At 48.7% G+C, this 24,534-nt stretch carries 20 protein-coding genes; 12 read left to right on the forward strand and 8 right to left on the reverse strand.

Going from position 1 to position 24,534, the window contains the following annotated elements; genetic code table 11:
* Positions 1-127: 127 nt before the first annotated feature.
* From K4H25_RS08105 to ppsR, 6 genes are all read right to left on the reverse strand, one after another.
* A complete protein-coding gene (locus K4H25_RS08105; RefSeq protein WP_221022796.1) occupies positions 128-2,692 on the reverse strand; it encodes a [protein-PII] uridylyltransferase in 2,565 nt (854 codons plus the stop codon).
* A 150-nt stretch (positions 2,693-2,842) separates the two neighbouring features.
* Positions 2,843-3,652 (reverse strand): type I methionyl aminopeptidase, encoded by an 810-nt coding sequence (gene map, locus K4H25_RS08110; RefSeq protein ID WP_221022797.1) that lies wholly within the window; start codon positions 3,650-3,652, stop codon positions 2,843-2,845.
* 254 nt (positions 3,653-3,906) lie between these two features.
* Positions 3,907-4,170, reverse strand: a complete 264-nt coding sequence (minE, locus tag K4H25_RS08115; RefSeq protein WP_173533836.1) for a cell division topological specificity factor MinE — start codon at positions 4,168-4,170, stop codon at positions 3,907-3,909.
* A 3-nt stretch (positions 4,171-4,173) separates the two neighbouring features.
* On the reverse strand, positions 4,174-4,983 hold the full coding sequence (minD, locus tag K4H25_RS08120) for a septum site-determining protein MinD (RefSeq protein WP_173533837.1): 810 nt from the start codon (positions 4,981-4,983) through the stop codon (positions 4,174-4,176).
* Positions 4,984-5,012: 29 nt separating this feature from the next.
* Complete coding sequence (gene minC / locus K4H25_RS08125; RefSeq protein WP_221022798.1) at positions 5,013-5,732, reverse strand: septum site-determining protein MinC; 720 nt, start codon at positions 5,730-5,732, stop codon at positions 5,013-5,015.
* A gap of 148 nt (positions 5,733-5,880) precedes the next feature.
* Positions 5,881-6,699: a posphoenolpyruvate synthetase regulatory kinase/phosphorylase PpsR gene (ppsR, locus tag K4H25_RS08130; protein WP_182075044.1), complete on the reverse strand. Its 819-nt coding sequence runs from the start codon at positions 6,697-6,699 to the stop codon at positions 5,881-5,883.
* Positions 6,700-6,843: 144 nt separating this feature from the next.
* Between ppsR and ppsA the strand changes: the two genes are divergently transcribed.
* The 12 genes from ppsA to K4H25_RS08190 all read left to right on the forward strand — a co-directional run bounded on the left by ppsA (position 6,844) and on the right by K4H25_RS08190 (position 22,627).
* The gene (gene ppsA / locus K4H25_RS08135; protein WP_221022799.1) at positions 6,844-9,216 is read left to right on the forward strand and encodes a phosphoenolpyruvate synthase; all 2,373 of its coding nucleotides are present in this window, start codon (positions 6,844-6,846) and stop codon (positions 9,214-9,216) included.
* Positions 9,217-9,383: 167 nt separating this feature from the next.
* Positions 9,384-10,541 (forward strand): non-hydrolyzing UDP-N-acetylglucosamine 2-epimerase, encoded by a 1,158-nt coding sequence (gene wecB / locus K4H25_RS08140; protein WP_221022800.1) that lies wholly within the window; start codon positions 9,384-9,386, stop codon positions 10,539-10,541.
* On the forward strand, positions 10,541-12,004 hold the full coding sequence (locus K4H25_RS08145; RefSeq protein WP_221022801.1) for a glycosyl transferase family protein: 1,464 nt from the start codon (positions 10,541-10,543) through the stop codon (positions 12,002-12,004). Before wecB ends, K4H25_RS08145 begins: the two co-directional genes overlap by 1 nt.
* Positions 11,988-14,465 (forward strand): NfrA family protein, encoded by a 2,478-nt coding sequence (locus tag K4H25_RS08150; protein ID WP_221022802.1) that lies wholly within the window; start codon positions 11,988-11,990, stop codon positions 14,463-14,465. The genes K4H25_RS08145 and K4H25_RS08150 overlap by 17 nt, the downstream gene beginning before the upstream one ends.
* Positions 14,462-15,421, forward strand: a complete 960-nt coding sequence (locus K4H25_RS08155; protein WP_221022803.1) for a DUF4434 domain-containing protein — start codon at positions 14,462-14,464, stop codon at positions 15,419-15,421. The genes K4H25_RS08150 and K4H25_RS08155 overlap by 4 nt, the downstream gene beginning before the upstream one ends.
* A gap of 153 nt (positions 15,422-15,574) precedes the next feature.
* Positions 15,575-16,777, forward strand: a complete 1,203-nt coding sequence (locus tag K4H25_RS08160) for an aspartate aminotransferase family protein (RefSeq protein ID WP_221022804.1) — start codon at positions 15,575-15,577, stop codon at positions 16,775-16,777.
* Between the two features lie 379 nt (positions 16,778-17,156).
* Positions 17,157-18,086, forward strand: coding sequence for a branched-chain amino acid ABC transporter permease (locus K4H25_RS08165; RefSeq protein WP_221022805.1), 930 nt, complete (start codon positions 17,157-17,159; stop codon positions 18,084-18,086).
* A 12-nt stretch (positions 18,087-18,098) separates the two neighbouring features.
* Complete coding sequence (locus K4H25_RS08170; RefSeq protein ID WP_221022806.1) at positions 18,099-19,268, forward strand: ABC transporter permease subunit; 1,170 nt, start codon at positions 18,099-18,101, stop codon at positions 19,266-19,268.
* Complete coding sequence (locus K4H25_RS08175) at positions 19,261-20,031, forward strand: ABC transporter ATP-binding protein (protein WP_173533848.1); 771 nt, start codon at positions 19,261-19,263, stop codon at positions 20,029-20,031. Before K4H25_RS08170 ends, K4H25_RS08175 begins: the two co-directional genes overlap by 8 nt.
* Positions 20,028-20,753, forward strand: coding sequence for an ABC transporter ATP-binding protein (locus K4H25_RS08180; RefSeq protein ID WP_221022807.1), 726 nt, complete (start codon positions 20,028-20,030; stop codon positions 20,751-20,753). The genes K4H25_RS08175 and K4H25_RS08180 overlap by 4 nt, the downstream gene beginning before the upstream one ends.
* Positions 20,754-21,030: 277 nt before the next feature.
* Positions 21,031-22,236, forward strand: a complete 1,206-nt coding sequence (gene purT / locus K4H25_RS08185; protein WP_221022808.1) for a formate-dependent phosphoribosylglycinamide formyltransferase — start codon at positions 21,031-21,033, stop codon at positions 22,234-22,236.
* Positions 22,229-22,627, forward strand: a complete 399-nt coding sequence (locus tag K4H25_RS08190; RefSeq protein ID WP_221022809.1) for a group II truncated hemoglobin — start codon at positions 22,229-22,231, stop codon at positions 22,625-22,627. Before purT ends, K4H25_RS08190 begins: the two co-directional genes overlap by 8 nt.
* 62 nt (positions 22,628-22,689) lie before the next feature.
* On the opposite strand, the gene K4H25_RS08195 is transcribed toward K4H25_RS08190, so the two are convergent.
* On the reverse strand, positions 22,690-23,643 hold the full coding sequence (locus tag K4H25_RS08195; protein ID WP_221022810.1) for a class 1 fructose-bisphosphatase: 954 nt from the start codon (positions 23,641-23,643) through the stop codon (positions 22,690-22,692).
* Positions 23,644-23,655: 12 nt separating this feature from the next.
* Positions 23,656-24,471, reverse strand: coding sequence for a triose-phosphate isomerase (gene tpiA, locus K4H25_RS08200; RefSeq protein ID WP_221022811.1), 816 nt, complete (start codon positions 24,469-24,471; stop codon positions 23,656-23,658).
* Between the last annotated feature and the right edge of the window lie 63 nt (positions 24,472-24,534).

Below are 24,534 nucleotides of genomic sequence, written 5' to 3' on the forward strand. Positions count from 1 at the left end.
CGGACTGCGACTGTAAAGCAGTGTGCCGTAGGCACTTAAAATCATCAACACGTAATCTGAACATCGCAGAAATTAATAGGGTATTGCCGCGCAATCAATGATTTATTTTGATTGCGCGGCAATACCCTTATTTTTCGCTCAGCGTTTGCAATAATTCACTTTCTAGCTGCAAAACAAATTTAGCGTCGTTAAGTACGCGGCCGGAGATTAAAAAATTATCTTCGGCGCGCTCGCCCAAAGTCATGATTTTGGCCGATTGAATCTCGATGCGATTGGCCGCCAAGATGCGGGCAATGGTCGAGAGTAGGCCCGGTCGATCGCCAGCAACCACCGATAGAATCGAATATTTGCCTTTTTCGTCGGGGCGAATTTGCACGTGCGTTTTAACTGGGAAGTGTTTTTGCTGGCGTGAAATCCGGCCGGTGAGTTTGGCGGGTGCGGGTTTGCGCTGATTGAGTACTTCGCTGAGCTCAAATTCAACGTAATTAATTAAATCGCGATACGAAATATGCTGACTATCGGGAATGAACACATAGAAAGTATCGAGCGCATAGCCGTGATGCGTGGTGTGGATTTGCGCATCAAAAATTGAATAACCGGCGCGCTCAAAAAAGCTGCAAATATGCACAAACAAATCCGCTTGATCTGGGCCGTAGACCAATACTTGCAGCCCTTCGCCGGATTCGGAGAGTTTGGCGCGCACTTGAATATCATCGCTATGCGTACGCGCAAAAAGCATTCGGGTATGCCAAGCAATATCGCGTGCGTCGTGGCGTAAGAAGTACACCGTATCGAGTAAGCGCCAGAATGCATCGTGCGCGTCATTGCGTAAACCATATAGTCGTAACAGTCGTAAGGCCTCTTCTTGGCGCTCGCTGAGCCATGAATGGCCACTTTGCTGGTTTAAAAAGCGCTGTGTGCCTTTAAATAAATCTTCAAGCAGTTTGGCTTTCCACGCATTCCAAACTTTGGGGCTGGTGCCGCGAATGTCGGCCACCGTTAGCAAATACAGCGCATTTAAATGGCGCTCGTCGCCAACTAAAGCGGCAAATTCGGTGATCACGTCAGGGTCATACACGTCTTGTTTTTGCGCGATCGACGACATCGTTAAGTGATGCCGAACTAGCCACACAATCAAATCGGTGTCGGCGGCGGGCAAGGGATGGCGCTCGCACCATTCGCGGGTAATAGTCTCGCCCAGTTGTGAATGGTCGCCGCCACGGCCTTTGCCAATATCATGAAATAGCGCGGCTAAATACAGCACTTCAGGGTGAGCAAATTCTTCGATTAGTCGCGAGCACAGCGGGTATTCGTGGGTGAAAGCCGGGACGGCAAAGCGGCGCATATTACGCAGCACCATCAAAATATGCTCGTCAACGGTATACACATGAAATAAATCATGTTGCATCCGGCCAACAATATCGCCAAATTCCGGAATGTAGCGGCCCAAAACACCGTATTGATTCATCCGCCGCAATACGCGGGTTAAGCCGCGTGGCTCTCTAAATAGCGCGATAAACAGTTGCTTATTGTGCGGATTGTGCAAAAAGTCGTCGTTAATTAAGTCGCGGGCATGCCACAGTGCACGCAGGGTTTCTGGCGCAATGTCGCTGGCTTCGCGGCGTTGTTCTAGATGCAAAAACAGCGCCAAAATCGCCGATGGGTTTTTGGTGAATAATTCGGGGTCATAAATCGCCAGTAAGCCATCGCGAATATAAAAATCAGCATTAATTGGCGTGGTATTACTGAGGTAGGAATAAATCCTTTGCCGTAAAGCATGCACCAACACCGGCACTAACTGGGTGATGATGCGGGCGGCTAAATAGTATTCGGCCATAAAGGCTTCGCTGGCGCGCTGCGTGATTCGGCCGGCGGTAGAAATATCATCAAAGCCAAAGTCTTTGGCCAGCGCGTGCTGGTAATCAAATAAAATCCGATCTTCGCGGCGTTTGGCGCGCCAGTGCAGTGCAATCCGATAAGTGCGCAGCACGCGCTCGGCTTCGCATAGTTTACGGTTCTCTTCCGGGGTGAGCATGCTGAGCGCAGCTAGCGCATGCCAGTCGCGGCCAAGGCGTTGGCTGGCAGCAATCCAGCCAATCAAATGCAAATCACGTAAGCCGCCGGGCGCTTCTTTGATATTGGGTTCAAGTTTGTAAGTAGCGTTTTGAAAGCGGCCGTAGCGCGCTTGTTGCTCGATCAGTTTGGCTTCAAAAAACTCTTTCGGGTCGATGTGGCGATGTACCGTATCCATAAAATCATGAAAGCGCTGCCTGTCCCCTGTGAGTGGCCGTGTTTCAAGCAGTGCAGTTTGCACGGTGATGTCCTGCTCGGCTTCATACAGGCAGTCGGTGGTGGTGCGCACGGAATGACCAACCTCTATGCCAATATCCCATAGCTCGCCGACGAGGATTTCGAGTTTTTCCAGTAAGCCAGCGCTGGGCTGCTCGGGCAGTAAAATCAATAAATCGATGTCTGAATAAGGGTATAGCTCGCCACGGCCGTAACCACCTACTGCGCAAAGTAATACATCGCTGGAAAATTCATGCCTATCCCACAGCTCGATTAGGGTGGCATCGGTGAGATTCGATAGCGAATTGAGTAACGGTGCGGCTTTGGTGGGTTCAGAAAAACGCTCGCGCAACGCGAGTTTAGCAAGGGCATATGATTCACGAATCGCACTGACCGAACGCATGACGATAAACTCCAAACGACAATACTGTGAATGCCTGATATTGCAAGGCACGCTAGCGCCGCATTGTCTTTAATTTGGGGCGGGTGCTGGCGTGATTAAATCAGGGTGTGGTTTTGATTTAAAAACGCCCTCAATTGAGGGCGTTTAGAATTAAGCGAGTAGGTATTTCTCTGGGCGCGGCGGCGTGCCTGCCGATACGGTTAATACCTCGTAACCGGTTTCGGTGACCAATACGGTGTGTTCCCATTGCGCGGATAAGCTGCGATCTTTCGTCACAATCGTCCAGCCATCGCTCATTTGTTTGATTTCGCGCTTGCCAGCGTTAATCATTGGCTCAATGGTAAAAATCATACCGGCTTTGAGTTCAACTCCAGTGCCAGCCTTGCCGTAGTGCAATACTTGTGGCTCTTCATGAAACACCGCGCCAATGCCATGGCCACAAAATTCGCGTACGACCGAATAACCGGCTTTTTCGGCGTATTTTTGAATTGCCGCGCCAATATCGCCTAAGCGAGCGCCGGGCTTAACTTGATCAATGCCAATCCACATGCAGTCAAAAGTGATTTGTGACAAACGCTTGGCATGCGTAGCGACATTGTCGCCAACCATATACATGCGGCTATTGTCGCCGTGGTAGCCGTCTTTGATGACGGTAATGTCTAGATTGACCACGTCGCCATTTTTGAGTGGCTTGCTGTTTGGAATACCGTGGCAGATGACATTATTCACCGAAGTACAAATTGATTTCGGGTAGGGTATATAGCCAGGCGGGCAGTAGTTTAAAGGCGCGGGGATAGTACCCTGCACATTGACCATGTATTCATAGCATAAACGATCGATTTCTTCGGTGGTGACACCGGGCTGAATAAACGGGGTGATGTAGTCGAGCACTTCGCTGCCAAGACGGCCAGCAACGCGCATTTTTTCTATTTCTTCGGCGGTTTTAATGGTAATTGTCATACAAGCCTTGAGTTGCTTCACGCCGCTAACGCCGCGCGAGATGAGTTTGATTTAACGCAAGTATAACATTGCCCGCGCCGCTGCGGATTGAAGTCCAATTGCGCGTCGTTGGTGAACAATACGCATTGGCGCGGCAAGTATAAAAAAACCCAGCGTAAGCTGGGTTTGATGCGGCAATCAGAAAAACACGTTTTGGTTGATACGGGCTGGCAGTGGACTGCTCGCTGCGTGTCGATCCGCGTCGGCTTTCTGAATTACTTCACTTTGTGTTCAGGTAAGACGATGTTCAATTCAAGTACTTCAAAATCATCTTTGCGTTCAAGTTGAATTTGAATGTCTTCTGGATTGATTGCCACGTATTTAGAAATCACTTCCAGTAATTCGCGCTGTAATTGTGGCAAATAATCTGGCGTACTGTTGGTGCTGCTGCGCTCGTGCGCCAGAATAATTTGTAGGCGTTCACGTGCGACGTTGGCGGTTTTTTTCTTTTCGCCAAAAAAATAACTCAAAATAGACATCAATTAACCCCCAAACAACCGTTTCCAGAACGGTGCCTTTGGTACTTCAACAAAACGCATTGGCTTGGTCTCACCAAGAAAGCGTGCAACAACGTCTTTATACGCTTCTGATACATCGGTGCCGGCATTATGGATCGCTGGCGTACCCGAGTTTGAAGCTTGTAATACTGCTTCTGATTCTGGCACGATGCCGATCAATGGAATGCGCAATAAATGTTGTACATCGTCCAGCGACAGCATTTCGCCGCTTTCTACGCGTGCTGGGCTGTAGCGGGTAATCAGTAAATGCGTTTTGACTGAACCGCCGTCTTCGGCACGTTTTGATTTGGCATCCAAAATGCCAATAATCCGATCCGAGTCACGCACGGAAGAGACTTCTGGATTGGTGACCACAATCGCTTCATCGGCAAAGTACAAGGCCAAAAACGCGCCAGTTTCGATGCCAGCTGGGCTGTCGCAAATGATGTAATCAAAACCATCATGCTCAAGCTCTTTGAGTACCTTTTCTACGCCTTCTTTGGAAAGCGCGTCTTTATCGCGCGTTTGAGAAGCAGGCAAAACATAAAGATTGTCGCAGTTTTTGTCTTTAATTAGCGCTTGGCGCAGATTGGCTTCGCCTTGAATAACGTTGACAAAGTCATACACCACGCGGCGCTCGCAGCCCATGATTAAATCAAGATTACGTAAGCCCACGTCAAAGTCGATGACGGCGGTTTTAAAACCACGTAAAGCAAGGCCAGAAGCAAAGCTGGCGCTGGTGGTGGTTTTGCCTACGCCGCCTTTACCTGAAGTTACTACAACGATTTTCGCCACGGAAATCCCCTGGAATAATTTAAATTTAGTTAATTGGTTTGGCTGAGTGCTTCGATCACGAGTTTGTCTTGATCGAGGAAAATTTGGCTTGGCTTACCGGCAATAGAGTCCGGTAGGTTGGCGTCGAGCGAGCGATAAACGCCGGCAATCGACACCAGTTCGGCTTCCATGCAGGTGGTGAAAATTCGCGCTTCGGTATTGCCGCGAGCGCCCGCCAGCGCGCGACCACGTAGTGGTGCGTAAACATGAATATTGCCGTCGGCAATCACTTCGGCGCCGTGAGAAACCAAGGCGAGAACGATTAAATCACCGCCCTTGGCATACACTTGCTGACCGGTTCTAACAGGGCGATCAATAATCATTGCCGATGGCGCCGCAATGGTTTCAACCATCGGCGCGGCCGCAGGGGTGATGCCGCTGTCTTGTAAGACGACCAGCCCAGCTTCTTGTGCGGCAACTTGCTGATCGATTGAACCGCCTTGGGCGGCAATCGGTTTGAGCTGAAATTGGCGTAACACATTGACGAGGGCGGCGATTTCTATCGCCGAAGGAATCGATTTGAGTAAGCTAAAATCAATGGCGATTTGCTCGTTCGATAAGAAATGTTCGCCATCGCCAAGCTGCTCTTGGAGTGCCAAAATTAATTTTTCTGGCTCGAGTGAGCTAGGCACAAAGGCGGTGAGTTTGGTGGTGGTGCTTTTAAACTCAAATACGGGCGCCGGATCGTCGGCGTAAGCAAAACTGGTCATGGTGCGATGGTCACAACAGCGAAAGATCGCAGTTTACCGCCTCAGTACAACACTAGGAAGCTGAGTTTGCGACTTTCGTAATCAATACAGCGTAAATTCATGACAAAACCACGATTGATTCACGAATTTACGCTCCATTGATGGCGATTTAGAACGTACGGCGCTTGATTCCAGTGCGGTGCATGATGGTGGTTGAAAGCTCTTCAATCGACATGCGCGTGGTGTTGAGGTAAGGGACGCCCACGTGGCGCAATAGTGCTTCGGCTTCAGCCACTTCAAACTGACAGGTTTCAATTGAGCAATAACGACTATCGGGTTTTCTTTCTTCACGAATCTGTTGTAAGCGTTCTGGCTCAATTGTAAGCCCAAACAATTTGTGTCGATATGGCAACAAAAGACGCGGCAAAGTGTGTTGGCCGAAGTCTTCTGGCGTGAGTGGATAGTTGGCCGCCTTGATACCAAACTGTAAGGCGAGATAGAGGCAAGTGGGGGTTTTGCCTGAGCGAGAGACACCCACAAGAATCAGGTCAGCTTCAGCCAAGTCACGCGGCATGATGCCGTCATCGTGATTGATGGAAAAATTAACCGCGTCAATTCGATTTTTGTATTCTTCAAAATTGCCGATCGAATGCGAGCGGCCAATAGTATGGGTTGACTCGATGCCTAGTTCTTCTTCGAGTGGGCCGATAAATTGTTCTAAAAAATCAACGGTTAATGCGTCTTCAACGTGAATTTTCTCACGCAAGATGGGGTCAACAATGGTGCTAAACACTAAGGGTCGACAGCCATCGACCACTGCGTGGCGACGAATGTCCAAGGCCACTTGCTCGGCTTTGGCCATGGTGTCAACAAATGGCAAAGTGATTCGATTGAAGTCAACATCTTCAAATTGTGATAGCAATGAATGCCCTAAAATCTCGGCAGTAATCCCTGTTCGATCAGAGACAAAAAAAGCTGTTCGGCGCATATAACCCCCCTTTGCAGCAGGATAACGTGCAATCATCAGGAAAACCAGTAAAGGTATTTCCTGACTTGGCTTTCGCGACCAAAAAGCTAAACTTGAGGGGATTTTTGCAATGCAGCATTCTTTAATTGTTAAGGGCCACGCCAGATGACTGAAAAATACGTACTTGATTTTGCCCAGCTACGCATGAATGACGTAGAGAAAGTTGGTGGGAAAAATGCCTCATTGGGCGAAATGATTTCGCAGCTAAGCGAGAAAGGCGTACGCGTGCCTGGTGGTTTTGCAACCACCGCAGAAGCTTATCGAATTTTTTTGGCGCAAAACGGCTTGGCTGAGCAAATTGATGAAATTCTTAGCACTTTAGATGTGGATGATGTAAAGCAATTGGCGGTAGTTGGTAAGCAAATCCGCGAGTGGATTATGGCCACGCCTTTGCCTGCGCAGCTTGAGGCCGAAATGGCCGAGCACTATGCGCGTTTGGGTGACAATGTCACCGTCGCGGTTCGCTCATCGGCAACGGCAGAAGATTTACCGGATGCGTCTTTTGCGGGGCAGCAAGAAACCTTTTTGAATATCGTCGGCTACCAAAATGTAGTTGATGCAATGAAGCATGTGTTTGCTTCTTTATATAACGATAGAGCGATTGCTTATCGGGTACATAAAGGTTTTGATCATAAAATTGTGGCACTGTCGGCGGGTATTCAGCGCATGGTGCGCTCGGATAAGGGCGCGGCAGGGGTACTCTTTACCATCGATACCGAATCGGGTTTTGATCAGGTGGTGTTTGTTACCGCTTCCTATGGTTTAGGTGAAACCGTAGTGCAAGGCGCAGTGAATCCTGATGAATTTTTTGTGCATAAACCAACCTTAGCGGCCGGTCGCCCAGCGATTGTGCGCCGCCATTTGGGTGGTAAAGCGCTGAAAATGGAATTTGATACTGAGTCGGTGGCGGGTAAGTCTGTTCGTACCGTAGCGGTGCCTAAAGAGCTGCGCCATCAATTTTCGATTACTGATGCTGAAGTGGAAGAGTTGGCACGTTACGCGGTGATTATTGAGCAGCATTACGGCCGTCCAATGGATGTGGAATGGGGCCGTGATGGGATTGATGGTCGGTTGTATATCTTGCAAGCGCGTCCAGAAACGGTGAAGTCACAAGAATCAGGTTCAGATAAACTCACTAAGTTCCGGATGCTAGAAACCAGTCGCATCATGACCGAAGGTCGAGCCATTGGGCAAAAAATCGGCCAAGGCAAGGTACGGATTATTCGCGATGTGTCCGAAATGGATCGGGTGCAAGCTGGCGACGTATTGGTGTCAGATATGACCGACCCAGATTGGGAGCCCGTGATGAAGCGGGCGGCGGCGATTGTCACTAATCGTGGTGGCCGTACTTGCCACGCAGCCATTATCGCGCGTGAATTGGGTATTCCGGCGGTGGTGGGTTGTGGTGACGCCACGCAAATGCTTAGAGAAGGCGATGAAGTGACGGTGTCTTGCTCCGAGGGCGATGCCGGCTTTGTGTATGAAGGCTTGCTGAAATTTGAACGACTGGACGTGGCGCTGCAAAGCTTGCCTGAAGCGCCGGTTAAAATCATGATGAATGTGGGTAATCCTGAGTTGGCATTTGATTTTTGCCAGCTGCCAAATGAGGGTGTGGGTTTAGCGCGTTTGGAATTTATTATTAATCGTATGATTGGGATTCATCCCAAAGCGCTGCTGGCTTACCCAAATTTGGCCGAGCCGCTGAAATCACAAGTTGAAGAACGCATTGCAGGCTATCGCTCAGCCATTGATTTTTATATTGATAAAATTGCCGAAGGGATTGCGACTTTAGGTGCGGCGTTTTATCCGAAAAAAGTCATTGTGCGCTTGTCTGACTTTAAATCGAATGAATATGCCAATCTGCTCGGTGGTACTGAGTATGAGCCGCACGAAGAAAATCCAATGATTGGCTTTCGCGGCGCGGCCCGTTATGTCGATAAATCATTCCGTGATTGTTTTGAGTTGGAATGCCGTGCGGTGAAAAAAGTGCGCGATGTGATGGGGCTGACCAATGTTGAAGTGATGATTCCATTCGTGCGCACACTCAATGAAGCAGAGTGCGTGATTGAGTTACTGGAACGCAATGGCTTAAAACGCGGCGAGAACGGTCTGCGCGTGATCATGATGTGTGAAATTCCTGCCAATGCCGTGTTAGCTGAGCAATTTTTGCAGTACTTTGATGGCTTTTCGATTGGCTCGAATGATATGACGCAGTTGACCTTGGGGATTGATCGCGATTCAGGTGGCCCAGTGTCAACCAGCTTTGACGAGCGCAATGAGGCGGTGAAAGCGATGTTGTCGATGTCGATTAAAGCTTGCCGTAAATTGGGTAAATACGTGGGGATTTGTGGCCAAGGCCCATCAGATCATCCTGACTTTGCCCAGTGGTTGGTCGAAGAGGGGATTGAAACGATTTCACTCAATCCGGACACTGTGATTGAAACTTGGCTGTTTTTGGCTAATGGCGGCAAGGCTTAATCCTGCGTAGTGATGGCTTTGTTTTTCCCGATAAATACCGGCAAGCGTTGCGCTGCCGGTATTTTTTTTGCCGCGTGGCGGTGTGAATAATTTTGCTGAAATGAGTACGGATACTTTACTTACTTAAACTAAAATGTATTTATATATTTAATTCAGGTATACATGTAATGAGCTTACGCCAACCAGCAAAACAGCAGAAAAAGAAAGTGCTCTGTGTTTTTGGTACTCGCCCTGAGGCCATTAAGATGGCGCCGCTGGTTTTGGCTTTGCAAGCCAATACTGAGATTGAATGCCAAGTGTGTGTGACGGCGCAGCATCGAGAAATGCTCGATCAAGTGATGAGTTTATTTGGTCTAGAAGCCGATTTTGATTTGAATTTAATGCAGCCTGGGCAAAATCTGACTGATCTGACTGCGCGGGCATTGCAAGGCGTGCGCGATGTATTAGTCGACTATCAGCCTGATTTAGTGTTGGTGCATGGCGATACTACGACCACATTGGCTGCGGGACTCGCTGCGTTTTATCAGCATATTCCCGTTGGGCATGTAGAAGCGGGCTTGAGAACGGGCAATTTATATGCGCCGTGGCCTGAGGAACTCAATCGCTCAGTGGTGGGTTTATTTGCCGCTTTGCATTTTGCACCGACAGCAACGGCTGCCAATAATTTATTGCAGGCAGGCGTTGCTCCGGCCTCGGTGTTTATTACCGGTAATACGGTACTCGATGCTTTGCTGCAAGTGAGTCAGCAGATTGACCGTGATGCTGGTTTGACTGCATCGCTTGCCGCCGGTTTTCCTTTTTTAGATTCAAGCAAAAAACTGATTTTAGTCACCGGCCATCGGCGAGAAAATTTTGGTGATGGTTTTGTGCATATTTGTCAGGCGCTACACCAGTTAGCAGAGCGTGATGATGTGCAAATTGTGTATCCAGTGCATTTAAATCCACAGGTGCAAGCGCCGGTGAATGAAATTTTGCAATCGTGCTCGAACGTGCATTTGATTGATCCACAGACTTATTTGCCCTTTGTGTATTTATTAAAACGCTCGTTTTTGGTGCTCACCGATAGTGGCGGCATTCAAGAAGAAGCGCCCACTTTAGGTAAACCGGTGTTGGTGATGCGCGAAACCACCGAGCGCCCAGAGGCGGTGGATGCCGGTACGGCTAAGTTAGTTGGTACCGATGGCGAGCGGATTGTGCAGGCGGTTAGCCAGCTGCTCGATGATCCTAAGGTGTATCAAACGATGGCTCAGGCTAGCAATCCGTATGGTGATGGTAATGCGGCAGAGCGGATTGTTGATTTAATTTGCGCTTGGGAGGGAGCCTGATGAGTTGGCTGGATGTTTTGGCGGCATATTGGTTTTTGATCGCTTTGCTGTTGCGGCTCGGTATTGTGGTGATCTTTTTGAGCTCGCTCGATGATTTTTTGATCGATTGCTACTACTGGGTATGGCGATTTAAGCATCGAAAATCATGGCGTAGAAGTGAATACCTGCCTGAATTTGCCGATGATTTGTATCAAGATGAGCAGCAAGCCATTGCCATTATGATTCCGGCTTGGCATGAGGCTCCGGTGATTCAACGTATGGCCGATTATGCCGCGAGTACGTTTGATTACGACAATTATCATATTTTTGTTGGCACCTATCCCAACGATTTAGAGACGCAGGCTGAAGTCGACTTAGTGGCCAAAAAATACCCCAATGTGCATAAGGTAGTAACGCGTGATCCAGGGCCGACGACCAAGGCCGATTGCTTGAACAATATTGTCGCGTTTATTACTGAGATGGAGGCGCGCGAGCAGATCCACTTTACCTGTGTGGCGTATCACGATGCGGAAGACATCATTCATCCTTTGGAATTACGGGCGTTTAATCGCTTGGTACCGCAGTTTGATTTAGTGCAGCTGCCGGTGATGCCCTTGGCGCGACCGTGGAAAAATGTCGTGGGTAATCATTACGTCGATGAATTTGCTGAGTGGCATGGCAAAGATATTTTGGTGCGGCAATTACTGACCGGCCAAGTGCCCAGTGCGGGCGTTGGAACTGCATTTAGTCGCAAAGCGTTGGGTTTACTCTCGGAGATCAACGGCGGAGTGGTGTTTGATACCGGTACATTAACCGAAGATTATGAAATCGGCTTTCGACTCCATGAGGTTGGCGCTCGAGAAATGATGATGCACTACCATGTGCAGTTTAAAGGCTCACCTCGGGCTTGGTTTGGTCGTCGTGGTGTGCACGATATGATTTGTGTGCAGGAGTATTTTCCAAATCATCTTTGGCAAGCTATTCGGCAAAAATCCAGATGGATCGTGGGTATTGTCTTCCAAGGCTATAAAAACCTGGGCTGGAGCGGTAAACCTCTTATGAAGTATATGTTGGCACGCGATCGAAAAAGTGTGATTGCTTTTCCTTCATTGCTGATGGGTTATGTGATTGTGCTGACGGTTTTTCAGGCGTGGCTGCACCATGTGGCCAATCCCGAGTGGTGGACTTTTCCTGAACTGATTGAATCCAACAGTAGTTTGTGGATTTTGGTCGGGATTAATTTTTTCTTTATGCTGAATCGGGTGGCACAGCGGTTTATCTTTACCCGGCGGTATTTTGGATTTTGGCAAGGCATGCAATCGATTCCACGGATGGTGGTGGGCAATGTCGTCAATATCGCGGCTTTCTTTCGGGCGTTTTCGCAAGTTCGACATAGCAATAAAACGGGTCGGGCTGTGCAGTGGGATAAAACCAGCCACGATTTTCCTGACTTGCATGCAGGAGAGCATGATGGGAAAAAATAATCGATTTTTTTATTCATCGGCTTGGCTTTTGCTGCTGGGTTTTAGTCCGATGGTCGAGGCCAATTGGTTTGGGGATGAGTGGCGTGAATTTAGAAGCTACCCTCGGCTGGAAAAAGCCTATCAGCGCTTGGAAAAAGGCGATTACGCTGGTGCGCGTCAGCTACTTGAGGAAGTATATAAGATCGATCCGAGTCGACGTAAGAGCACATTGTTTTTGGCGGATGTGTGTTCACGGCAAAAAGATACCCAATGCTTGGATCAGTTGTCCAAAGACTGGTTGCGCCGTGCGCCCAACGATGGCATGGGGTATTTGTTGCAGGCATGGTCCGCCTATTTAAAACACGATGATGAGGCGGTGATGAATGCCGCTGCTGAGGCGTTAAAGCGTTCAGAGCTATCGGCGGCGTCGCGTAAAAAAGCGGCTGAGGCATGGTTAAATGCCGCGCTACGGAAAGGGAATGTCAGTCGTATTCAACAGACGTTGGCACAGATCGCGCAGTATAAAATCACCTTGCCACGTGCCTTACTGGTGCAGGCCGAAGCGGTATTACAGTCGGCCAAATCAAACCCTACTTTTTCTGCGCAGTTAGTGCCCTCGGCCATACCGGCAATGACTGCAACGATGAAACCAAAACAAACGCAGCAAACCGCGCAGCTCAACAAGCCTGAAGTGCAGACGCCGCCTGCAGCACCGGTAGTGTTTCCATATGCCGCGTTGCCTGCCGTACAGCGTGAGCAAAAAATTGCGGCTGATTTTTCAGCTTTGATTGCCAAGCAACAATACAAAACACTGCAACTTCAACTGAGTCAGTTACGACAAGCTAATTTGTTTACTCCGGCCTTGGCTGAGGTAGTCAGTAATTTACTGCAAGAAAAAAATTGTCCATTGCTATTAAAGGAAACCCCCGTTTCAGATTTGCCCAGCCAAACGACTGAGCGCGCTCAGATGGCGGCAGCTTACTGTAGTAAAAGCAATTACGCGCAAGCGGCGGCTTATTTTGCTGCGGCCAATCAACTGAGTGAGCTAAAAGGTCATGCATCAATCTCCGCAATGCAAGGTGAAGGTGAAGCGTTGTTGGCCAGTGGTGATGTCGCACAAGGAATGCACCGTTTAGATCAACGCTTGCAGTTGGAAATGAACGAATCGCAGGCGCGTGAATTGGCAAAACTAGCGCTGCAGCATCTCGATTTGGCAGTGAGTGCAGATATTGCCGCGCATTATCCCGATTATTTTCCACCGGGTGAGTTGGCATTGGCGCACGCAAGACAATCCCGCCAGCATGCAGATTTTGCGGCAGCAGATGCCGCTTATCAAGATGCTTTAGCCGCCAAGCCCACGGCCTTGTTGTGGTACGAATACGCCGGTTTTTTGCAGCAATTACAGCGACATGAACAACAAGGGGCGGCTTTGGCGCAGGCAGCTCAATTGGCGCCGAGCAATCCACAAATTTTGGCTGAATATGGTTTTTGGTTGAAAGGCCAAGGCAAAGCAGAGCTAGCCTTGGCCTTGTTTCGTGCCGCTTTGGCACACGATGCCAATCGTAAAGAGCTCAGCCCTGAAATTGCGCAGCTAGAGATGGCCTTGGGGCAAACTGAACAGGCGATTGCGGATTTACGTTTCAGTATTGATCATCAAACCGAGATTCAAACCCGCTGGGGCTTGGATGAGACGGCGATGCAAACGCAGCTGTTTGGCTGGCAACGCAATGTACAAATTTTGGAAGACCGCTGGAGCTGGTCTTTGGGCGGGCAGGTGCGTTTGAATCAAGGGCCTGATAACCAGCTTATTAGTAGCCCGGTGCAATTTGCGCAATATGGTGGTTCATTTAATGCTGAAGTGGCGTATCGACTTGACCCCTTGCTGGATGTCGCACGACCCACGACAGTGTTTGCGCGTAGTGATGCCAGTTTGCAAGATCAGTCTGTAAGCTTGTTAAATAATAATGCCAATTTAGGCATTGGGGTTCGGCAGCGCTTACTTACCGACTATGTATTGATAGGCTCGGCCGAATGGATTTATCGGCAGGGTGCGCCTTATGAAAATGATCTGATGGTGCGATTGTCTGGCTCGCACTCGATCAATACCGATTGGCAGCCAGTCAAATCGCAATGGACTTCGCTGACCGTGTATGGCGATGCGGCAGGGCTGGTCCGTGCTAATAGTTATTATTTAACCGCTTTGGCCGAAATCGGTGAGCATTATCGTATAAGTGATGCCGGTAAAACGACTTTAATGCCTTACATCAACAGCATGGCGGCGATGAATACTGATAATTCGCAGCATGCTACGGTGAGTCGATTTGATATTGGGGTTGGGCTGGCTGTGGTGAGTTGGTTTGGGGGCGATCCTTGGCGCGCCCCAGACCTAAAGCAAAGAATCGCATTAGAGGTTCGGCAGGCTATTGGCGGCAATAGTGATGATCGGTTTGCTGTTTTATTTAATTGGAGAGTTTCACATTGAAATGGGTATCGGCGGTTGCGGCGTGGGGTTTGAGTTCAGCATTATGGGCAAATCCTTGCCAAGAAGCTGCGCTTAAAACGGTGATCTTGCAACCTTGGCAGAGTCAATCTGAGGTGACGGTTGATAATGCCCGTCGAATTAATCGACAGTTGGATGCCTTGGGTTTTAATGTGGTATTGCTGCAATGGAGTCGCAATGGCCAAACTGAATTTTGGCCCAGTGATGGTACTGGCTGGTTGCAAAAACGACTACTCAGCCCAGCGCGGCGCAGTTACATCATGGGTTTATATTCAGACCCCGGTTTTTTTAATGCCTTAAATTTACCTGATGATGAGTTAGATGCTTATTTGTCAGTTTTGCGCGACTTTAGTCTTGCTGAAGCTAAAAAAATTATTGCGCAATCCAAAGTGAAAATTGTTGGCTGGTATTTGCCTGAAGAAATAGATGATTTGAATTGGCGAACGCCTGCTAGGCAAGCGATGTTAGTGCGGCATTATCAAGCCATTTCGCGTGATTTAAAGGCGTTGTGGCCTGATTTACCGGTGTATGCGAGCTCTTTTTTTGGCGGGTTTAGTCCGCCCACAGAATACGCCGCCATGCTGCGCTCATTACAGCAGCAAACTGGTATTCAATGGATGGTGCAAGGCGGGCAAGGCGTATTGCGTAAGCCACAGCCGGCGACGGCTTCTTATCTCAGCGCGGTTAATGCCGCTTTGCCGCGTCAGCAATGGAGTGGCATTTTAGAGGTGTTTACCGAGAAAAACAGTCTTAAGGCGCAGCGTTTTTGTCCTGCCAATTTACCTGAAATTCAGCGAAGAAAAGCGGTTTGGTGTGCTGCTACAGGATCTTCGCCAACGGTGTATTTTTCGCTCAATCAACTGAGTGAATCATTGTTTGGTATCCCGAATACAGGGTGCAAAAGTGAACCATTGCATGGCCCTTACCATAGTGAATAAAGCGCAGGTGATTTCTTAGTCTGTCGCTCGGTTTGATTGTGCTCAGATAAAAACACAGTATTTATGATTAAGTGTTTACCCCGAATAGGCTGCTATCACTGTCTTGGTTTATCATCGAGCCATCGTTGATTTGATTTTTAAAGGAAGACTGCTATGGCTTTGACCCGCGCTGCATTTGATCAGTACATGGTACCCAATTATGCGCCCGCTGCATTTATACCTGTTCGTGGTGAGGCCAGCCGTGTTTGGGATCAATCGGGTAAGGAATACATCGATTTTGCCGGTGGGATTGCGGTGAATTCTTTGGGCCATTGCCACCCGGCATTAGTTGGCGCCTTAACCAAGCAGGCCAATCAACTGTGGCATGTCTCGAACGTGTTTACCAATGAGCCGGCGCTTGAATTGGCGCAAAAATTAGTTGATGCAACATTTGCCGATAAAGTGTTTTTTTGTAACTCAGGTGCTGAAGCCAATGAGGCGGCGCTTAAATTAGCCCGCCGTGCGGCGATTGAGCGTTTTGGCGAGCAAAAAAACAAAGTGATTTCGGCGCTCAGTAGCTTTCATGGGCGAACCTTTTTTACCGTATGTGTTGGCGGTCAGCCTAAGTATTCGGATGGTTTTGGCCCTAAGCCCGCCGGCATTGAATACTTTGAATACAATAATTTAGAAGCGTTTAAAGCCTTGATTGACGACGACACTGCGTGCGTGATTTTAGAGCCGATTCAAGGTGAGGGCGGTGTAGTGCCTGCCGATGCCGCCTTTTTGCAAGGGGTGCGTGATTTATGTACGCAGCACAATGCCTATTTGATTTTTGATGAAGTGCAATCAGGCATGGGGCGCTCTGGTAGCTTGTTTGCGTATCAAGAATATGGCGTAGTACCCGATATTTTGAGCAGTGCCAAAAGCTTAGGTGGCGGCTTTCCGATTGGCGCGATGCTGACAACGGCCGAGATTGCCAAATACTTGGTTGCTGGCACGCACGGCACCACTTATGGCGGCAATCCTTTGGCTTGCGCTGTAGCAGGTGCGGTGATTGATGTGATTAACACGCCTGAAGTATTAGCTGGCGTTAAAACTAAACACGCACAGTTTGTTGCTGGTATTACTGCGATTAACGCGAAGTATCCGGTATTTAGTCAGATCCGTGGTCTTGGCTTATTAATTGGCGCGGTTTTATCTGAACCGTATCAAGACCGCGCGAAAGAAATTTTGAATATTGCCGCGCAAAATGGCGTTATGGTCTTGATGGCAGGGCCGAATGTGATCCGTTTTGCCCCCTCTTTGGTGGTGAGTGATGAAGAGATTACAACAGGCTTAGCACGACTTGAAATGGCCATTGCGCAGTTTGTTGCATAGAACGGCATTACTGATTTGATACTCAACCGCCCGATGGGCGGTTTTTTTATGTGGATTCTTTGTGATTGTGGATTTAAATTTTTTAGGTGTATGTCGTAATTGGCTATATAAATATTGGCTTGCATATGAATACCCCAAAGAATCGATAGTTTGCGGATAAATAAATATGATGACGTAATTAATAACAAACGCGTAATAATTTGTAAGAACGCCTAGCTAGGGAAAACCGCAGTATTCCGCGTCACCACAAACAGGTAATTTTCACATTTATAAACTGTTACGGTAAGATTTGAGGGTTACTGATACGTAGCAGTGGATCAATAAAACGGCGAAACACGCGTTTCGTTGTACGAATAGTCTTTTTAGGGACGGGCCTGCAGTGGATATTTTTCTCCAACAAATTATTAATGGGTTGGTAATCGGTAGCATTTATGCGCTGATTGCTTTGGGGTACACCATGGTGTACGGCATCATGCAATTGATTAATTTCGCGCATGGTGAAGTGGTGATGATTGGTGCAATGGTGACGATCACCTGCATCAATTTCTTATTAGGACATCATTTTAATTTATCGGGGCCTGCGCTTTTAATGGTTGGCTTACTGATGGCGATTCCGGTGTCGATGGTGCTTGGATACACCATTGAAAAAGTAGCCTACCGGCCTTTACGCCGTGCACCTCGTTTGGCACCGTTGATTACTGCGATTGGTGTGTCGATTGTGTTACAACAATTGGCGATGCTGATTTGGGGCCGTAATTATCGTCCGTTCCCAGCGATTTTGCCGACCGAGGTGTATAGCATTGGTGGCGCTTCGATTACGCAAGTTCAAGTGGCGATTGTGGTTTTGACTTTGCTATTGATGGCGGGCATGTATTTTCTGATTGAAAAAACCAAAATGGGCCGTGCGATGCGCGCAACGGCACAAAACCCAGAAGTAGCAAAATTAATGGGTGTGAATGTCAATCATATTATTTCAATGACGTTTGTGATCGGTTCCGCTTTGGGGGCGATGGCTGGCGTGATGGTCGCAGCCAATTATGATCAAGCGCATGCGTATATGGGCTTTATGATCGGCTTGAAGGCCTTTACTGCAGCAGTGCTAGGTGGGATTGGTAATTTAGGTGGCGCAGTACTGGGCGGCTTATTACTGGGTGTGATTGAAAGCTTGGGCGCTGGTTATCTGGGTGATTTAACGGGCGGCGTGCTCGGCAGTAATTACAAAGATATTTTAGCTTTTGTTGTGTTGATTCTAGTCTTGGTGTTCCGTCCTTCAGGTTTGATGGGTGAACGCGTTGCAGAACGTGCTTAAGCCGAGGTGAATATGACAAATACAATCAATAGCGCCGAATTTCGTGCCAATAATTTAAAAACGACGCTGGTGCTGGGTGGGATCGCAGTCGTATTAGCGATTTTACCTTGGGTACTTGGGCATTTTTTTGAAAGTGGTAATTCATGGCTTAGGGCCGTTGACTTTGCTTTGCTCTACATTATGTTGGCTTTAGGGCTCAATATTGTGGTGGGTTACGCTGGCTTACTGGATCTGGGTTATATCGCGTTTTATGCCGTAGGCGCTTATACCTTTGCCTTACTCAATTCACCGCATTTGCAGGCGGTGATTCCAGAGTGGTTATTCCAACCTAATTTCTTTGTCATGATGTTGATCGCTGCAGCTGTTGCGGGGATATTTGGCGTATTGCTGGGCTCGCCAACATTGAAATTACGCGGTGATTATTTAGCCATTGTGACCTTGGGTTTTGGTGAAATTATTCGAATTTTCATGAATAACTTAGATCGTCCGATCAATATTACCAATGGTCCACAAGGGATTAACAATATTCCTGCTGTGCAATTTGCTGGTTACGATTTGGGTCGTCCAATTGAATTTTTTGGGCTTAGTTTCGAAAAAATTCATTTGTATTACTACCTGATCCTGGCGATGTGTTTCCTCATTATTTTTGTGTCTAAGCGTTTGCAACGCTCACGTATTGGCCGTGCATGGGTGGCAATTCGTGAAGATGAAATCGCCGCGAATGCGATGGGGATTAATACTCGGAACGTTAAATTATTGGCGTTTGCCATGGGCGCTAGCTTTGGTGGTGTGGCCGGTGCTTTATTTGCCAGCTTCCAAGGCTTTGTATCACCCGAGTCGTTTACCCTGATGGAATCGATCATGGTGTTGGCAATGGTGGTGCTGGGTGGGATGGGCAATATTCCTGGGGTGATTTTAGGTGCGGTGATTGTTTCGATTACGCCAGAAATTTTGCGTGATGTGATTAATCCATTGCAGCAAGCACTGGTGGGTCGCAAGGTCGTTGATCCAGAAAACTTACGTATGTTGATTTTTGGTTTGGCAATGATTGTGATTATGCTCGTTAGACCCGCCGGACTATGGCCTTCTAAACAGCGTCGAGCCGAGTTGGCCCCAAAAACGAAAACCATTTCGCAACAAGAAAAAGACAGTTTGCAAGACGCGGAGCGCAATCATGACTGAGGTTTTATTAAGTATCAGTGGCATCAATAAGCGCTTTGGTGGTTTGCATGCATTATCTGGTGTGGCTTTGTCGATTAATAAAGGTGAGATTTATGGTTTGATTGGCCCTAATGGGGCGGGTAAAACCACGCTGTTTAATGTGCTGACAGGTTTGTATCAGCCAGATGAAGGGCAATTCACTTTTAACGGTAAAGATTTATTTCGCAAAAAACCCAATGTCGTGGTCGAGGCAGGTATTGCTCGAACATTCCAGAATATCCGCTTGTTTGCCAATATGACCGCCTTAGAAAACGTCATGGTCGGCCAACATGTTCGAACCCACACTGGCGTGATTGGTGCAGTATTTCGCCCACCGAAAGCGCGTGCTGAAGAGGCGGCGATTACGCTTAAAGCAGAAACCTTACTTGCTTATGTCGGCATTGCCGATAGAGCCGATGAGTTAGCGCGTAATTTATCGTATGGTGATCAACGCCGATTGGAAATTGCACGCGCCTTGGCGACCAATCCGCAGTTGTTGGCGCTGGATGAGCCGGCGGCGGGGATGAATCCGAAAGAGACCGATGATTTAAAAAAACTCATGGAAAAAATCCGTGATGATGGCGTCACCATTTTATTGATTGAACATGATGTGAAATTAATGATGGGATTGTGCGACCGGATTGCGGTGCTCGATTACGGCAAAAAAATTGCTGAGGGGATTCCTGAGCTCGTTAAAAACGATCCAAAAGTGATCGAAGCGTATTTAGGGGTGGCACCAGAATGACAGCGTCAGCGAACACATTATTAGAAGTTAAAGATTTAAAGGTCGCTTATGGTGGGATTCATGCGGTAAAAGGCATTAATCTTGAAGTTAAAGAAGGCGAATTGGTGGCTTTGATTGGCGCCAATGGTGCGGGTAAAACCACCACCTTAAAAACTTTAATGGGCATGGTCAAACCTGCTGGTGGCGAGATTTTATTTAAAAATCAATCGACAGCCAAAATCGAAGCGCATGATTATGTTCGTCATGGTTTAGTGATGGTGCCAGAAGGGCGAGGTATTTTTGGCCGCTTAACGGTGGAAGAAAACCTGCTGATGGGTGCCTATTGGCGCGATGATAAGGCGCAAATGGCCAATGACCTAGAGCGGGTTTATCAATTGTTTCCACGCGTGAAAGAGCGTTATAAGCAATTAGCAGGCACGCTGTCTGGTGGTGAGCAGCAAATGGTGGCGATGGGCCGCGCATTAATGAGCCGACCTAAGTTGTTGTTGCTTGATGAGCCGTCAATGGGCTTGGCACCGATTATTGTGCAAAAAATCTTTGAGATTATTCGCATGGTGGCGGCTGAAGGCGTGACCATGTTGCTGGTGGAACAAAATGCCAAGTTAGCCTTGCAAACCGCGAATCGTGGGTATGTAATGGAATCGGGCAAAGTGACATTTAGCGATGATGCGGCCGCTTTACTCGCCAATGAAAAAGTTCAGCAAGCGTATTTGGGTGAATAATGCGTTGAAGGTGTTTTGAATCAATCCCAGCTGCGGCTGGGATTTTTTATTGCCAATAGGTATTGCTCGGTAAGTCTTGATTTAAATGTGCTATCGATCAATACCTATGCTTTCAATCAAAGATCTGCGGTGGACTACGGTTTGCAATATGGCTGCGGGCTTGGGTAATGAGCGTAAATATTGTGCTCGGCTAAAACGGCATATCGCGGTAATGGTAAGCTGGCAGAGTGAGTCGATAATCTAGCGATCTGTTCGCGCAGCAGAAAAAGGGAATGAGATGAGAATTGGTACGGCATTAACGCCTAGCGCCAGCAAGGTCATGTTATTGGGTGCAGGTGAATTGGGTAAGGAAGTGATTATCGCTTTTCAGCGCTTAGGGGTGGAAGTGATTGCGGTGGATCGCTATGCCAATGCGCCTGGCATGCAAGTGGCCCATCGTAGTCATGTCATCGATATGACCGATGGCCAAGCGCTGCGTGCCGTGGTTGAGTTAGAGCGCCCACACTGGATTGTGCCTGAAATCGAGGCGATAGCGACCGATGCTTTGTTGGCGATTGAAGCGGACGGCTTGGCGATGGTGATTCCAACGGCGCGTGCAACGCATTTAACGATGAATCGCGAAGGCATTCGCCGCTTAGCGGCAGAAGATTTAGGCTTGGCTACGTCGTCATACCGATTTGCCGACAGCTTGGCGCAATTGCAAACGGCGGTGGCTGAAATCGGCTTTCCGTGCTTGGTCAAGCCCGTCATGTCGTCCAGTGGCAAAGGGCAATCATTGCTCAAAACGCCAACAGATATCGTGACAGCTTGGGATTATGCCGCCAGTGGTGGTCGAGTCAAAAATGGCCGCGTGATTGTCGAAGGTTTTGTGGATTTTGATTATGAAATTACGCTGCTGACGGTGCGCGCGATTGCCGTTGATGGCGAGATTGAAACACAGTTTTGCCAACCGATTGGCCATGTGCAAGTGAGTGGCGATTATGTTGAGAGCTGGCAGCCACAAGCGATGTCGGCGTTGGCGCTATCTCGGGCGCAAGACATTGCTGAGAAGGTAACTACCGCCTTGGGTGGTCGTGGTTTGTTTGGCGTTGAGCTCTTTGTGAAGGGCGATGCGGTGTGGTTTAGTGAAGTCAGCCCGCGACCGCATGATACCGGTTTGGTCACACTGCAAAGTCAGCAATATTCAGAATTTGAATTGCACGCGAGGGCGATTTTAGGCTTGCCAGTGGATGTGAGTTTGCGCTCGCCAGCCGCGAGTGCGGTGATTTATGGCGGCGTAGATGCGGTTGGCGTTGCGTTTGATGGTGTGGCGCAGGCCATGGCGGTGCCGACGGCCGATGTACGTTTGTTTGGCAAACCAGAAGCCTTTGTTCGCCGCCGAATGGGGGTGGCGCTCGCCAGTGGCGTGGATGTTGAGCAAGCGCGGCAGCGCGCCAAATTAGCCGCCAGCTGTGTGCAGCCGGTTGAGGTGAATCATGACTGAAAGCGCAGCAGTGCAGGCGATGACGCCGTATGAATTACTGGGTGGTCCGGCGATTTTACGGCAACTGGTTGATCGCTTTTACGACATTATGGCGAGTGATCCACGTGCGGCGGGAGTGCATGCGATGCATCATGCTGATACCACGCAGATTCGTGAACGATTCTATGAATTTTTGTCGGGCTGGCTCGGTGGACCGCAATTATTTATTGAAAAGTATGGCCACCCACGTTTGCGCGGGCGGCATATGCCGTTTGCCATTGGTGAGGCAGAGCGTGATCAATGGATGTTGTGTATGTTGCAGGCTTTGGCTGAGGTGCCGATGAGTAGCGATTTGCGTGAACACTTGGAAGAGTCGTTTATGAAAACGGCTGATTTTATGCGCAATCAGTAAATTTATGGGTATTTAACTGTAGGCTTTATTTCATAATGTCTGCAGTTAAATACCCTTGTGTTTTATTCGTGATAACGAATTAAACGGGCGATTTCATTTTTAGAGCCAAGCATGACCGGAACGCGTTGATGTAGCTGGCTCGGTTGCACGTCTAAGGTCAGTTGCTGTCCGGTGCTGCTGGCACCACCGGCTTGCTCAACAATCATCGCCATTGGATTGGCTTCGTAAAGTAGTCGTAGTTTTCCATTCTGTTTGGCGCTGTCTTTCGGGTATAAAAAAACCCCGCCACGAATCAAAATGCGATGCACTTCGGCGACCATTGAAGCCACCCAGCGCATATTGAAGTTTTCGCCACGCGGGCCTGATTTGCCGGCGACACATTCATCAATATAACGCGCGACCGGTGCTTCCCAAAAACGAGAGTTTGAGGCGTTAATGGCAAATTCTCGGGTGTCGCTCGGGATGGTTAGTTCGGGGTGCGTTAAGATAAATTCACCAATTTCACGGTCTAAAGTAAAACCTTGTACGCCCGTGCCGGTGGTGATGACCAGCATGGTCGATGAGCCATATAAGGCATAGCCTGCGGCGATTTGCTGACGGCCAGCTTGTAAAAAATCTGCCTCGGTTGGGGTTTGCTCGGGCGCGCGCAAAATAGAGAAAATACTGCCCACTGAGATATTCACGTCGACATTGGATGAGCCGTCCAGCGGATCAAATACCAGCAAATATCGGCCTTGTGGATTGCATTGCACGATGGTGTCGAGCTCTTCGGAGGCCATGGCGGAAAAATGCCCGCAAGCACCTGCCCAATTGAGCATGATGTCGTTGCTGATGATGTCGAGTTTTTTTTGTTCTTCCCCTTGGATATTGCCACTGCCCGCATCGCCTTGTGCGCCAGATAAAGCCGCGCGCGCGACCGCATTGCTAATCACTTTACAAGCACTAGCTATATTGCCGAGCATTTGGCGCATGTCGCTAGGTTGGGTTTGCAAGCAAGTGGAGAGTGTCACGGTCATGGTGCTTCCTTATCAAGTCAGTTGTGCTGCGGCACGGCTGGTGAAGCTGGCCGCTTGATAAATGCGGACTAAAGAATGAACTTCTAATGAGGCGCTGCCAATTAAGCCGCCATCAATATCGGGCATGGCAAATAATGCGGTGGCATTGTCGGCTTTGACGCTGCCTCCGTACAGTAACATCATTTCATCTGCGGCATCGGCATCGGTTTTGGCGAGATATTCACGGATAAATTGATGCGCGGCTTGAGCAATCGCTGGGGTGGCCACTTTGCCGGTGCCAATCGCCCAAACCGGTTCGTAAGCAATAATGGCTTCTCGCCAGCCAGAAGTGGCAAGTAGTGCGTCCAGCTGCTGGCCGAGTATATGTTCGAGCTGTCCAGCGTTGCGCTCGTCCAAGGTTTCGCCAATACAGACAATCGGTGTAATGCCCGCATCAACACACGCCTGAGCTTTTGCCGCAATCAGTATGTTGTCTTCTCGGTGATGTTGGCGACGCTCGGAGTGACCGACAATCGCGTGATGGCAGCCTAGTTCCGCCAGCATTGTGGCAGACCATTCTCCGGTGCGCGCGCCATTTTGCTGTGCTGCAACGTCTTGCCCGCAGCAATGAATGCCGGTTTGTTGCGCCAGTCGTCCCAGCTCACTTAAATAAGGCGCAGGGGGGCTGATAATCAGGTCTGCACCAGGCTGAACGATGTGATTGAGTTGATTGATGGTTTCTCGACAAAGGGCAAGACTGCCATGCATTTTCCAGTTGGCCACGACCAATTTATTACGTCGCGCTATGGCTAGTTTTTGGCGGTTGTGTGGTGCAGTATTCCAAAGCATGTTGGACTCCTTCGCGGGCATCAATCAGTGGTATGGGCTCGTAATCAATCGATTGTTTCTGTT

The sequence above is a fragment of the Deefgea piscis genome (assembly GCF_019665785.1).
Classification (GTDB): domain Bacteria; phylum Pseudomonadota; class Gammaproteobacteria; order Burkholderiales; family Chitinibacteraceae; genus Deefgea.

What these genes read in the sequence shown, in the direction of transcription:
- K4H25_RS08105 (WP_221022796.1), bottom strand. Translation starts at nt 2,692, where the DNA reads ATGCGTTCGGTCAGTGCGATTCGTGAATCATATGCCCTTGCTAAACTC.
- map (WP_221022797.1), bottom strand. Translation starts at nt 3,652, where the DNA reads ATGACAATTACCATTAAAACCGCCGAAGAAATAGAAAAAATGCGCGTT.
- minE (WP_173533836.1), bottom strand. Translation starts at nt 4,170, where the DNA reads ATGTCTATTTTGAGTTATTTTTTTGGCGAAAAGAAAAAAACCGCCAAC.
- minC (WP_221022798.1), bottom strand. Translation starts at nt 5,732, where the DNA reads ATGACCAGTTTTGCTTACGCCGACGATCCGGCGCCCGTATTTGAGTTT.
- ppsR (WP_182075044.1), bottom strand. Translation starts at nt 6,699, where the DNA reads ATGCGCCGAACAGCTTTTTTTGTCTCTGATCGAACAGGGATTACTGCC.
- ppsA (WP_221022799.1), top strand. Translation starts at nt 6,844, where the DNA reads ATGACTGAAAAATACGTACTTGATTTTGCCCAGCTACGCATGAATGAC.
- wecB (WP_221022800.1), top strand. Translation starts at nt 9,384, where the DNA reads ATGAGCTTACGCCAACCAGCAAAACAGCAGAAAAAGAAAGTGCTCTGT.
- K4H25_RS08145 (WP_221022801.1), top strand. Translation starts at nt 10,541, where the DNA reads ATGAGTTGGCTGGATGTTTTGGCGGCATATTGGTTTTTGATCGCTTTG.
- K4H25_RS08150 (WP_221022802.1), top strand. Translation starts at nt 11,988, where the DNA reads ATGATGGGAAAAAATAATCGATTTTTTTATTCATCGGCTTGGCTTTTG.
- K4H25_RS08160 (WP_221022804.1), top strand. Translation starts at nt 15,575, where the DNA reads ATGGCTTTGACCCGCGCTGCATTTGATCAGTACATGGTACCCAATTAT.
- K4H25_RS08170 (WP_221022806.1), top strand. Translation starts at nt 18,099, where the DNA reads ATGACAAATACAATCAATAGCGCCGAATTTCGTGCCAATAATTTAAAA.
- K4H25_RS08175 (WP_173533848.1), top strand. Translation starts at nt 19,261, where the DNA reads ATGACTGAGGTTTTATTAAGTATCAGTGGCATCAATAAGCGCTTTGGT.
- K4H25_RS08180 (WP_221022807.1), top strand. Translation starts at nt 20,028, where the DNA reads ATGACAGCGTCAGCGAACACATTATTAGAAGTTAAAGATTTAAAGGTC.
- purT (WP_221022808.1), top strand. Translation starts at nt 21,031, where the DNA reads ATGAGAATTGGTACGGCATTAACGCCTAGCGCCAGCAAGGTCATGTTA.
- K4H25_RS08190 (WP_221022809.1), top strand. Translation starts at nt 22,229, where the DNA reads ATGACTGAAAGCGCAGCAGTGCAGGCGATGACGCCGTATGAATTACTG.
- K4H25_RS08195 (WP_221022810.1), bottom strand. Translation starts at nt 23,643, where the DNA reads ATGACCGTGACACTCTCCACTTGCTTGCAAACCCAACCTAGCGACATG.
- tpiA (WP_221022811.1), bottom strand. Translation starts at nt 24,471, where the DNA reads ATGCTTTGGAATACTGCACCACACAACCGCCAAAAACTAGCCATAGCG.